The sequence below is a fragment of the Agromyces sp. Leaf222 genome (genome assembly GCF_001421565.1).
Lineage (GTDB): Bacteria > Actinomycetota > Actinomycetes > Actinomycetales > Microbacteriaceae > Agromyces.
Genome location: NZ_LMKQ01000001.1, coordinates 3003754 through 3015384, shown reverse-complemented (window position 1 = coordinate 3015384; position 11631 = coordinate 3003754). Strand labels below are relative to the sequence as shown.

Here is an 11631-nt window from a genome sequence, read left to right as displayed (position 1 = left end):
CCGGCAGGCTCGGTGCATGCCCGAGCAGCCCGCCGCACGGCTGGTCGACGCCGCCCGTGCGGCGCTCGCCGGCGCCGTCGCCACGCTGATGCCCGTCGCCTGCGCCGGGTGCGGCCTCCCCGACCTCGCGATCTGCGGCGACTGCCGTGCCGCGATCACCGTGGATTCGGCGACCGAGGTGTCCCGGGCGGGCCTGCGGGTGCATGCGGGCCTCGAGTACGGCGGCGTCCCGGCGGCCCTCATCGGGGCGTTCAAGGACGGCGGGCGGGCGGATGTCGCGAGGGTGCTCGCTCCGGCGCTCTCGGCGTCGATCCGGGCCGCCCTCGCCGGTGTGCCTCGTGCCGCGTCAGGTGCGCGCGGAGCCGGACTCCTCGTGGCGACGGTTCCCTCGACGCCTGCCGCGCTGCGGGCGCGCGGATACCGCCCCGTGCCGATGCTGCTCGCCGAGTGCGGCCTTCGCCCGGCACCGGTGCTCCGGCTCGCGCGCGACCGCGACGACCAGGCCGGGCTCGGCGCCGAGGCCAGGGCGGCGAACGCCGAAGGGGGTCTCGTGGCCCGCAAACGCCTCGACGGACGACGGTTCCTGCTCGTCGACGACGTGCTGACGACGGGGTCCACGCTGCTCGAGGCGCGTCGGGCACTCATCGCCGCGGGTGCCGGCGTCGAGGCGCTGGCCGTGCTCGCCGAGACCCCCCTCCGTCTCGAGCGACGTTCAGGATCCTCTCGGTGAACAGATGGTGACATCCGGTGGTTCGCAGACTACGGTGGCAGGACAGGCGTGGTCCAACCACCCTTCAGAACCGGGTGACACGTCGGTGGATGGAGGTCGTCATGGAACTGAACATCGTCGGACGAAACCTGGGGATCACGGATCGATTCCGTACCTATGCGACCGAGAAGTCGGAGAAGATCTCCAACCTCGCCGACCGAGCCATTCAGCTCGATGTGAAGCTCTCGAGGCACCACGAGAAGAACGGCAACACCGGGCCCGACCGTGTCGAGCTCACCCTCGTCGGCAAGGGGCCCGTCGTTCGGGCCGAGGCCGACGGCTCAGACAAGTACGCGGCGTTCGACGTCGCGCTCGGTCGATTGCTCGAACGCATCCGCCGAGCGAAGGACCGGCGCAAGGTCCATCGCGGTCAACACCGACCGACATCGATCCGCGAAGCCACCGATCTCGGGTTCGCCGAGGTGGGCGTGCAGGCCGCACGACCCGAGGTGCTCGAACAGGTGCGCACCGGATCGATCCCGGTCATCGACGAGAACACGTCCGTGCCCGAAGACGACGACGTGTACTGCCCCGTCGTCATCCGCCGCAAGGTGTTCGCCGTCGCGCCGATGACCGTCGACGACGCGCTCTCGTTCATGGAGCTCGTCGGTCACGACTTCTACCTCTTCGTCGACTCCGAGTCCGGGCGGCCGAGCGTGGTCTACCGCCGCAAGGGCTGGGACTACGGCCTCATCGGGCTCGACGAGAACGCCGACGCGTTCACCGATGACGAAGAGGTCGCCCTGCAGCGCGCGAGCGCCTAGCCGCGGCATCCGTCGCCCGAACACGATCGGCAGCGCCACCGACATCGCGATCAGCGGGTCGGTGGCGCTGCCGCGTTCGCGAAGGGCGAAGTCCGATCGGGGCGCACAGGCCACTCGCCGAGTTCGCCCAGCCCGGTGCCCGCTAGCATGGCTATGATGCCGTCGATACGGCGCAACCGGCGTGCCTTCGGCGTTCCACCCGAGGGACGTTCCACCGAGACATGGCGCGCCGCAATGACAGGAGATCATTCGTGGCTTCGATTCTGGAGAAGGTCCTCCGCGTCGGCGAGGGCCGAACCCTCAAGCGACTGCAGAACTACGCGGCGGCCATCAACGCGCTCGAAGACGACTTCAAGGCCCTCACCGATGAGGAACTGAAGCACGAGACCGTCGAGTTCCGCGAGCGGTACGCGAGCGGCGAGTCGCTCGACGACCTGCTGCCCGAGGCATTCGCCGCGGTCCGCGAGGCGAGCCGCCGCACCCTCGGCCTTCGCCACTTCGACGTGCAGCTCATGGGCGGCGCGGCCCTCCACCTCGGCAACATCGCCGAGATGAAGACCGGTGAGGGCAAGACCCTCGTCGCGACCACGGCCGCGTACCTCAACGCGCTCGCCAGCCGCGGCGTGCACGTCATCACGGTCAACGACTTCCTCGCGAGCTACCAGTCCGAGCTCATGGGCCGCGTGTTCCGCGCCCTCGGCATGACCACCGGATGCATCGTGGCCGGCCAGAACCCGCAGGTGCGCCGCGAGCAGTACGCCGCCGACATCACCTACGGCACGAACAACGAGTTCGGCTTCGACTACCTGCGCGACAACATGGCGTGGCAGACGGCCGACATGGTGCAGCGCGGCCACTTCTTCGCCGTCGTCGACGAGGTCGACTCGATCCTCATCGACGAGGCGCGCACGCCGCTCATCATCTCGGGCCCGGCATCGGGCGAGGCGAACCGCTGGTTCGCCGAGTTCGCGAACCTCGCCCGGCGCCTCACGCCCGGCGACGACTACGAGGTCGACGAGAAGAAGCGCACGGTCGGCGTGCTCGAGGCGGGCATCGAGAAGGTCGAGGACTACCTCGGCATCGACAACCTCTACGAGTCGGCCAACACCCCGCTCATCTCGTTCCTGAACAACTCGATCAAGGCCAAGGCCCTGTTCAAGCGCGACAAGGACTACGTCGTGATGAACGGCGAGGTGCTGATCGTCGACGAGCACACCGGCCGCATCCTCGTCGGGCGCCGCTACAACGAGGGCATCCACCAGGCGATCGAGGCGAAGGAGGGCGTGCAGGTCAAGGCCGAGAACCAGACCCTCGCCACGGTCACGCTGCAGAACTACTTCCGCCTCTACGAGAAGCTCTCGGGCATGACCGGCACCGCCGAGACCGAGGCCGCCGAGTTCATGTCGACCTACAAGCTCGGCGTGGTGCCCATCCCCACGAACAAGCCGATGCTGCGGCTCGACCAGCCCGACCTCGTCTACAAGAACGAAGAGATCAAGTTCGCACAGGTCGTCGAGGACATCGTCGAGCGCCACCAGAAGGGCCAGCCGGTGCTCGTGGGCACCACGAGCGTCGAGAAGAGCGAGTACCTCTCGCGCCTGCTCGCGAAGAAGGGCGTTCGCCACGAGGTGCTGAACGCGAAGAACCACGCCCGCGAGGCCGCCATCGTCGCGCAGGCCGGCCGCTACGGCTCGGTCACCGTCGCCACGAACATGGCCGGCCGCGGCACCGACGTCATGCTCGGCGGCAATGCCGAGTTCCTGGCGGTGCAGCAGATGCACGAGCGCGGGCTCAGCCCCGTCGAGACGCCCGAGGAGTACGAGGCCGCCTGGGACGCCGTGTTCGACGGGGTCAAGGCTGAAGTGTCCACCGAGGCGGAGCGAGTGCTCGAGGCCGGCGGACTCTACGTGCTCGGCACCGAGAGGCACGAGTCGCGCCGCATCGACAACCAGCTCCGCGGCCGTTCGGGCCGTCAGGGCGACCCCGGTGAGAGCCGCTTCTACCTGTCGCTGACCGACGACCTCATGCGGCTGTTCAACGCGGGCGCCGCCGAGAGCCTCATGTCGCGCGGCGTGCCCGACGACGTGGCCATCGAGTCCAAGGTCGTCTCGCGCGCCATCCGTTCGGCGCAGTCGCAGGTCGAGGCGCGCAACGCCGAGATCCGCAAGAACGTGCTCAAGTACGACGACGTGCTGAACCGCCAGCGCGAGGCCATCTACGGCGACCGTCGTCACGTGCTCGAGGGCGACGACCTGCACGAGCGCACCCAGCGCTTCCTCGAAGACGTCGTCGACGAGGTGCTCGACTCGCACACGGCCGAGGGCAACCCCGACGAGTGGGACTTCGACGCCCTCTGGACCGAGCTCAAGACGCTCTACCCGATCGGCATCACGATCGACGAGGTCGTCGCCGAAGCGGGCGAGAAGGGGCGCGTCAACCGCCAGTTCATCCGCACCGAGATCATGTCCGACGCGAAGCTCGCCTACGAGCGTCGCGAACAGCAGCTCGGCAGCCCCGCGATGCGCGAGCTCGAGCGTCGCGTCGTGCTCTCGGTGATCGACCGCCGCTGGCGTGACCACCTCTACGAGATGGACTATCTGAAGGACGGCATCGGCCTGCGTGCCATGGCGCAGCGCGACCCGCTGGTCGAGTACCAGCGCGAGGGCTACGCCATGTTCCAGCAGATGATGGGGTCGATCCGCGAAGAGACCGTCGGCTTCCTCTTCAACCTCGAGGTCGAGGTCGCGCCGCAGGGCGCCGGGGCGACGATCGAGGCCAAGGGGCTCACCAGGCCCGATGCGCCGGCCGACAAGCTCAGCTACACGGCGCCGAGCGACTCGGGCGGCGTCGAGGTGCGCAACCAGCGCGGGCAGGTGCAGCAGGCGGCGACGCAGCGCGCGCGCCGTGCCGTGGCCGAGTCCCAGTCCCAGCCCCAGGCGCCCGCCGTCGAGCAGCCCCGCGGGGCCTTCGGCCAGCGCGGCGGCGAGGGCGATGCGGCACCGCAGAATCGCGCCGAGCGACGCGCCCAGGAGCGCAAGGGCAACTGAGCGTGCAGAGAACGGGGCCGATCATCAGCAGATGATCGGCCCCGTTCTCGTATGTCGGCGAAGGTGATGCCGTGTTCCTCCGCTTCGAACGCGGACGCGGGGGCACGCGCAGGGCAGAGGGTGACGCACCGACCGCTCGCCGCCGCGGACACGTGCCGTGCGGCAGGTCGACGGGCTAGAGCACGGTGATCGCGCTCGCCCGCCAGCGCTGGTCGAGGCCCTCGAGGCGGATCGCGACGGCACGGACGCGGTGCGGCTGGTGCACGAGCACCACGGCCTCGACCACGCCGTCGGCCGGCTCGGTCGAGATGACGCGTCCGAGGCGGAAGACCGGGCGTTGCGGAGCGACGCCCTTGACCCGTCGCGAGCGGTTCGCGAGCACGACGCGCATGGAGAGACTGCGGTAGACGTCGTCGGTCACCCACCGGGCGAGCTGCTCGAGGTCGCGGGCGCCGGCCATCACCTCGACGACGCAGTGCGTGAGGCTCTGCAGCATGGCCGAGGGCTCGGGCAGCTCGTTGCGCCTGGACGCCTGCGGACCGAAGAACTCGTCGTCGTCGATGAACGAGGCGGAAGTGCGCGCGTCGGTGCGCAGGGCGGGGCGTGCGGGCATCGGTGCTCCATCGGGAGGGCGGCGTGAGCCGAGCGGGAGGGGCCCCCGAACGGGGGGCGTGTCGGGTGACCCTGCGTTGAATGTATGAGCGCGACGGAATACATGTCAAGAGCCTGTGACGATCTGTGGAGAACCTCGGCCATGGGGACGACACGCCGGGTAACGTGCGTGCATGCGGTGGGACCTCCTGTTCGACGATCTGGAGGCGCGACTCGACCAGGAGCAGCGCGACGAAGAGCGAGCCCTCGCGCTCGAGGAGGAGCGTCTGCGCCTCGGGCGCATGGGGCTCCGCGACCGTTTCGCGGGCATGGCTCGGGCGATCCACGACGATCGCGCGGCGTTCATCCGCCTCGAACTGCGCACCGGGTCGACGCTGGCCGTGAGGCCCTCGGCCTTCGGCCGCGACTGGATGAGCGCCGATCAGCTCGACGGCGATCGCAGCGGGCCCCACTGCATCGTGCCGTTCGACGCCATCGCGGCGGTGCTCGCCGGCCCGACCCTGCTCGAGCGCAGCCTCGACCCGCAGCCCGAGGCCTCGTCGAGCCTGACTGATCGCATGGGGCTCACCTTCCCGCTTCGCGACCTCAGCCGGCGACGAGCGCCCGTGCACGTGCTCACCGAGAGCGGCAGGGTGCACGGCACGATCGATCGCGTCGCCCGAGACCATCTCGACCTCGCACTCCACCCTGCGGGCACGCCGCGTCGCGAGCGCGAGGTGCAGGGGTATCGCATCGTGCCGCTCGAGCGGGTCATGCTCGTGTCGTTCGGCGCGCTGGCCTGATCGACCCTGGTCATCGGTCGCAGCGCTGATCGACCCAGGTCATCGGGCGCAGTGCTGGTCGATCTCGCTCACCGGGCGCAGGGCGCCCGCCGCGTCAGGGGTGCAGGCGCCGCGGACCGAGTCTCGTGACGTTCGAGAAATCGGCGACGTCGGCGAACTCGCCCTGCTCCCAGAGTGCGGAACGACGGGTCTCCTCGAGGCGGAAGTCGATCCAGAACTCGAGTTGCGTGCGCTCGATGCGCCACGGGCCGGTGTCGCCCACCCGGAGGGCCGGCAGTTCGCCGGACTTGATGAGCCCATCGATCGTGGCCGCATCGACCTCGAGCATCTGCGCGGCGTCGGCGATCGACAGGAACCGCCCCAGCTCGCTCGAACCTGATGTGCTCATTTCTCGATTATCGACCGGCGCGGGGGATCCGTGCCTCGATGTGGATAACTTCACGGCGGATCGGCAGCCATCCGGAACGATGGTCTCCGGTGCGGCGGACGGCGCCGCCGAAGGGAGCAGGATGCCTCGTCGCTCGGAGCGCGGTTCGATCCGCATCGACCCCCGCCTCGTCATCGGCATCGTGCTGATCGCGGGCTCGACGGCCGGCGTGTACGCGCTCGTCAGCGGTCTCGACGACGCGACCGAGGTCTACACCGCGACCGAGACCCTCACCCCCGGAGATCGCATCCGGCCGGCCGATCTCGTGGTCGAGCGCGTGCGCTTCGGATCGGCCGAGGCGCGCTACCTCGAACCCGACGCCGTTCCCGAAGAGGGGCTGATCGTCACGAGCACCATCCGCGCCGGCGAACTGGTGCCGCTCGGAGCGGTCGACGACGTCGATCGAGCCGGTCTCGCCACCGTCGTCGTCACCAGCAGGGCCGCGCTCCCCGAAGGCGTCGATCGCGGCTCCGTCGTCGACGTCTGGTCCACGAGGCAGCTCGAACGGGGCGCGGTCGAGCCTCCGAGCGTGCTCGTGCCCGAAGCGGAGGTCGCCGCCGTCACGGGCAGCTCCGGCATGGTCGACAGCGGCGGCGTCTCCGTCGAGCTGCTCGTCCCGCGTGAGCGGGTCGCAGCCCTGCTCGAGGCGCTCGCGGCCGACGACACCATCGATCTCGTTCCCGCGCGCCCGGAGGTCGATCGGTGAGCCGCCTGGCGTTCGCGCTCGATCCCGCGACCGAGGACCGGCTCCTGCCCGATGCGGTCGAGCACGGACACCTCGTCGTGGGGCGCGCCATGACCCAGCCCGACCTCCTCGCCGCCCTCGACTCGATCTCGCCCGAGGTCGTGCTCGTCGGAGCCGGGCGAGCCTCCCTGAGCGCCACGCTGCTCGAGGCGTGCGACATCCGGGGCATCCGCATCATCGCGCTCGCGGCGAACGACGCCGAACGCGCGCAGGCCAGAGCACTCGGACTGCACGAGGTGTTCGAGCTATCGGCGACGTGGCGCGAACTCGAGCCGATCGTGAGCGGGGGAGTGCCAGTGCCCGCGCGAGCGCACGACGACGGCGCGGGTGGCGAACGCGCACGGGCGGCATCCGTCATCGCGGTCTGGGGGCCGGCGGGCGCGCCCGGCCGTACGACCGTGGCCGTGAACCTGGCCGCGGAGATCGCCGCTGCAGGCCACCGCGTCGCGCTGGTCGACGCCGACCCGTACGGCGGCGCGGTCGCCCCCTCGCTCGGGCTCCTCGACGAGGCCCCCGGGTTCGCGTCGGCCTGTCGGCTCGCCGGCGCGAGCGCACTCGATCACGGGGAGCTCGAGCGCATCGCGCAGCGCTACTCGAGCTCGCGTGCCTCGTTCGACGTGTTCACCGGGCTCGTGGGGCCGAGCCGGTGGCCCGAACTCTCGCGCGACCGCGTCACCACCGCCATCGGCGTCATCCGCGAATGGGCCGAGTACATCGTGGTCGACACGGGATTCAGCCTCGAGCACGACGAGGAGCTCACGAGCGACCAGTTCGCCCCGCGGCGCAACGCCGCCACCTTCGCGACGCTCGCCCTGGCCGACGAGATCGTCGCGGTCGGTCTCGCAGACCCGGTCGGGCTCTCGCGGCTGCTCCGCGGGCACGCCGAACTCGTCGACCTCGTCGATCCGAGCCGCATCCGAGTGGTCGTGAACCGGGTGCGCACGAGCGCGCTCGGCATCGACGCCTACGGCCAGGTGCGCCAGACGATGCGCCGGTTCGCCGGTCTCTCCGACGTCGTGATGCTGCCGCACGACGGCCGCGCCGTCGACGCCGCGATCCTCACGGCCAGAACGCTTCGCGACGCCTCGCCGAAGTCGCCGCTGCGAACGGCGCTCCGAGGCTTCGCGCACGAGGCGTTCCTTCCGGTCGCGCCGATCGAGCGGCGCCGTCGCTTCGCACCGCTTCGCGCCGAGGCGGGGTTCGCGGCCGGCTGAAGCCGCGCGCCGCTGCGCGGGTCGCGTGGCTGCGGCATCCGACCAGTACGCTTGACCCCGTGTCGACCCTCAGTGATCTCGTCCTCGCCCAGGGCCGCAGCAGTCAGGCCGATGTCGACTGGCTGCACATGCTCGTCGGTGATCTGCAACTGCTCGCGGACCTCGCGTTCGCCGACATCGTGCTCTGGGTGCCGTCCGGCGACGATGACTTCGTCGCCGTCGCGCACTCCCGCCCGTCGAGTGCGGCCACCCTCTTCTACCGCGACTTCGTCGGCCAGCCGATCAAGTCGCAGTGGCGTGAACTCGTCGACGAGGCGTTCGACGGAGGCCGCATCGCCGACTCCTCCGCCCCCGACTGGTACGAGGAGATGCCGACGCGTGTGCGCGCCGTGCCCGTGATGCGTCGTCTGGCGGTGACCGGGACGAAGGTCGCGCCCGAGCCCGTCGCCGTGATCACGCGCCACACGAACCTCGGCGCGACGCGCACGGCGAGCCGTCAGGAGCTCACGTTCAACGAATGCGCCGACGAGCTGTTCGAGATGATCGCCTCGGGCGACTTCCCCGACCTCGGGGCGCCGACAGGCCCCCGACGCGGGGCTCCGCGCGCATCCGACGGGCTCATCCGCCTCGACGTCGACGGCATGACGACCTTCGCCAGCCCGAACGCGCTCTCGGCATTCAACCGCATGGGCTTCGACGACGAGCTCGAGGGCGAGTCGCTCGCCGAGGTGACCACACGCCTGCTCACGGGCAAGCTCGTGGTCGACGAGTCGCTGCCGCTCGTCGTGACCGGCCGGGCGCCGTGGCGCACCGACGTCGAATCGCGCGGCGTCACCGTGTCGCTCCGGGCGATCCCGATCCGCCGCAGGGGCGAGCGCATCGGCGCCATCGTGCTGAGCCGCGACGTGACCGAGCTCCGCCACCAGGAGCAGGAGCTCATCACCAAAGACGCGACGATCCGCGAGATCCACCATCGCGTGAAGAACAACCTGCAGACCGTCGCATCGCTGCTGCGCATCCAGGCTCGTCGCACGCACTCCGACGAGGCCCGCGACGCGCTGACGCAGGCGATGCGTCGTGTCGGCGCGATCGCCGTGGTGCACGACACGCTGTCCGAGGGGCTCACGCAGAACGTGGACTTCGACGCGGTCTTCGATCGCGCGCTGCTGCTCGTCGCCGAGGTGGCCTCGGCGCACAACACGACCGCGCATCCGAAGCGCTCCGGATCGTTCGGCGTGCTGCCGAGCGAGTACGCGACGCCGCTCGCCCTCGCGCTGACCGAACTCGTCACGAACGCCGTCGAGCACGGGCTCGCCGGCCAGGAGGGCGACGTCGAGATCACGGCCGACCGCTCGGACACCACGCTCACGGTGCAGGTGCGCGACACCGGGTCCGGCCTGCCGGAGGGCAAGGTCGGCGAGGGTCTCGGCACGCAGATCGTGCGCACCCTGATCCAGGGCGAGCTCGGCGGCACCATTGACTGGCACACGGTCGTCGGCCGGGGCACCGAGGTCACCATCGAGGTGCCGTTGCGCTGGATCAAGCCGGTCTGAACGCGCGCGGGCCTCTCGGCTGACGCACGAAGGTGGCGCGTCCCGATCGCACGGGCGCTCGGCGCGGTCGCCGAGGCGCGGTCGCCGAGCCGCGGTCGCCGAGGCGCGGCACCGTCCGGAAGCGACTGCCCGGCACCGGCCGCAGGAAAGAGCTGCCGGGCCTGCACGAACGACGGCGCGCCGCCCTGGACGCACGAAACGACGCCGTGGCCCTGAGGCCACGGCGTCGTGCCGTGCTGTGGTGCAGACCTGTGTCAGCCGGCGCGGCGCGCGCGGGCTGCGCGGCGCTTGAGGGCGCGGCGCTCGTCTTCGCTGAGGCCGCCCCAGACGCCCGAGTCCTGGCCGGTCTCGAGGGCGTACTGCAGGCAGATCTCGGTGACGGTGCATCGGGCGCACACGGCCTTCGCCTTCTCGATCTGGTCGACTGCGGGACCAGTGTTGCCGACGGGGAAGAAAAGCTCCGGGTCAGCCGTGAGGCAGGCGGCCTTGTCGCGCCAATCCATGAAGATGCTCCTTGCGATGTGTTTCGTTTGCAGACGCGCACGATTGCGCAAGCCGAAGCCGGCTGTGCTGCTTGGGGGAAAGGTCGAATTACGGGAAGTAGGATCGGTATCGATCGGCTCACGTCCCTGTGAGCATCAATTCGGCCTCATAAATGTTCGCATAGCGACGAGACCGAATCAATAGCCGTGAATGGGATAACGCTGTGAATACCGACGAAGATCGCGCGAACATGCCGCACGACGCATCCGATGCCGGCGGCGTCCGCGCTGCGCTGGTCACCGTGACCGGGGTGCTCGCCCTCGAGGCGCTCGGGCTCGTCGCGGTCGTCGTGTGGCTCGTGGTCGACCTGCTCTCGATGGCCCCGTCGTCGTACGCGACGGCGATCGCGCTGCTCGTGCTCGTGCTGCTCGCGGCCGTGTGGATGGTGGCGGTGGCGATCGGCTCGGTGCGGCGCGCCCCGTGGGCGAGGGCGTCGGCGATCGTGTGGCAGGTGCTGCAGGTCTCGATCGCGGTCGGCGCGTTCCAGGGCATGTTCGCCAGGGCGGATGTCGGGTGGGTGCTGCTCGTTCCTGCGATCACGGTGATCGGCCTGCTGCTCTGGACGCCGGTGCGCCTCGCGTATACGCGTGACGAGCACGGTGATGCGGAACGGGCGCCGCACGGCGCCTGAGCGTCGCGGGCGCCCGCTGGGGTGTCCTGCGTGGCCGCGCGATCGGGCGACCGGGGTGGTGGCGGCCTAGGCGTCGAGTCCGAGCTCGCGCCGCACGCGCGCGACGTGGCCGGTGGCCTTGACGTTGTACCAGGCGTGCTCGATGACGCCGTCGGCGCCGATCACCATGGTCGAGCGGATGGAGCCGACCACCGTCTTGCCGTAGAGCTGCTTCTCGCCCCACACGCCGTAGCGCTGCTGCACGGCGAGGTCCTCGTCGGAGAGCAGCGTGTAGTTCAGCCGGTCGCGCTCGGCGAACCTGGCCAGCTTCTCGACGGCATCCTTCGAGACGCCGATGACGCGCACGCCCGCAGAGGCGAACGAGTTGAGGCTGTCGCGGAAGTCGCATGCCTCGGTCGTGCAGCCCGGGGTCATCGCCTCTGGGTAGAAGTAGAGCACGACGCGTTCGCCGCGCAGCTCCGAGAGCGTGGTGGGAGTGCCGTGCTGGTCGTTCAGGGTGAAGTCTGGTGCGAGGTCGCCTGGGGCGAGTCGTGCGTCGGTCATG

12 protein-coding genes are annotated in these 11631 nt (G+C 70.3%); 8 read left to right on the top strand and 4 right to left on the bottom strand.

Going from position 1 to position 11631, the window contains the following annotated elements; translation table 11 throughout:
- Positions 1–16 precede the first annotated feature (16 nt).
- From ASE68_RS13545 to secA, 3 genes are all read left to right on the top strand, one after another.
- Complete coding sequence (locus tag ASE68_RS13545) at positions 17–730, top strand: ComF family protein (RefSeq protein ID WP_055859595.1); 714 nt, start codon at positions 17–19, stop codon at positions 728–730.
- A gap of 101 nt (positions 731–831) precedes the next feature.
- On the top strand, positions 832–1533 hold the full coding sequence (gene hpf, locus ASE68_RS13540; protein WP_055859592.1) for a ribosome hibernation-promoting factor, HPF/YfiA family: 702 nt from the start codon (positions 832–834) through the stop codon (positions 1531–1533).
- A 251-nt stretch (positions 1534–1784) separates the two neighbouring features.
- On the top strand, positions 1785–4580 hold the full coding sequence (secA, locus tag ASE68_RS13535; RefSeq protein ID WP_055859589.1) for a preprotein translocase subunit SecA: 2796 nt from the start codon (positions 1785–1787) through the stop codon (positions 4578–4580).
- Between the two features lie 175 nt (positions 4581–4755).
- Here the strand turns inward: secA and ASE68_RS13530 are convergent, their stop codons facing one another.
- Positions 4756–5193 carry an Rv3235 family protein gene (locus ASE68_RS13530; RefSeq protein WP_235480858.1) on the bottom strand — a complete coding sequence of 146 codons (438 nt, stop codon included), beginning with the start codon at positions 5191–5193 and terminating at the stop codon, positions 4756–4758.
- A gap of 172 nt (positions 5194–5365) precedes the next feature.
- Between ASE68_RS13530 and ASE68_RS13525 the strand changes: the two genes are divergently transcribed.
- Positions 5366–5974, top strand: a complete 609-nt coding sequence (locus tag ASE68_RS13525; protein WP_055859586.1) for a hypothetical protein — start codon at positions 5366–5368, stop codon at positions 5972–5974.
- Positions 5975–6068: 94 nt separating this feature from the next.
- On the opposite strand, the gene ASE68_RS20435 is transcribed toward ASE68_RS13525, so the two are convergent.
- Positions 6069–6362 (bottom strand): helix-turn-helix domain-containing protein, encoded by a 294-nt coding sequence (locus ASE68_RS20435; protein WP_055859584.1) that lies wholly within the window; start codon positions 6360–6362, stop codon positions 6069–6071.
- Positions 6363–6483: 121 nt separating this feature from the next.
- Between ASE68_RS20435 and ASE68_RS13515 the strand changes: the two genes are divergently transcribed.
- From ASE68_RS13515 to ASE68_RS13505, 3 genes are read left to right on the top strand one after another with little or no spacing between them, the layout of a single operon-like run.
- Complete coding sequence (locus ASE68_RS13515) at positions 6484–7107, top strand: SAF domain-containing protein (RefSeq protein ID WP_082462244.1); 624 nt, start codon at positions 6484–6486, stop codon at positions 7105–7107.
- Entirely contained in the window at positions 7104–8360 is a 1257-nt protein-coding gene (locus tag ASE68_RS13510; RefSeq protein ID WP_055859579.1) for a P-loop NTPase, read from the top strand. Before ASE68_RS13515 ends, ASE68_RS13510 begins: the two co-directional genes overlap by 4 nt.
- A gap of 59 nt (positions 8361–8419) precedes the next feature.
- Positions 8420–9913, top strand: a complete 1494-nt coding sequence (locus tag ASE68_RS13505; RefSeq protein WP_055859576.1) for a sensor histidine kinase — start codon at positions 8420–8422, stop codon at positions 9911–9913.
- Between the two features lie 254 nt (positions 9914–10167).
- Here ASE68_RS13505 and ASE68_RS13500 read toward each other — a convergent pair whose 3' ends face one another.
- Positions 10168–10416: a WhiB family transcriptional regulator gene (locus ASE68_RS13500; RefSeq protein ID WP_055859573.1), complete on the bottom strand. Its 249-nt coding sequence runs from the start codon at positions 10414–10416 to the stop codon at positions 10168–10170.
- Positions 10417–10619: 203 nt separating this feature from the next.
- On the opposite strand from ASE68_RS13500, the gene ASE68_RS13495 reads away from it, so the two are divergent.
- Positions 10620–11087 (top strand): hypothetical protein, encoded by a 468-nt coding sequence (locus tag ASE68_RS13495; protein ID WP_200921716.1) that lies wholly within the window; start codon positions 10620–10622, stop codon positions 11085–11087.
- Between the two features lie 66 nt (positions 11088–11153).
- Here ASE68_RS13495 and bcp read toward each other — a convergent pair whose 3' ends face one another.
- On the bottom strand, positions 11154–11630 hold the full coding sequence (gene bcp, locus ASE68_RS13490) for a thioredoxin-dependent thiol peroxidase (protein ID WP_055859570.1): 477 nt from the start codon (positions 11628–11630) through the stop codon (positions 11154–11156).
- Position 11631: the final 1 nt, after the last annotated feature.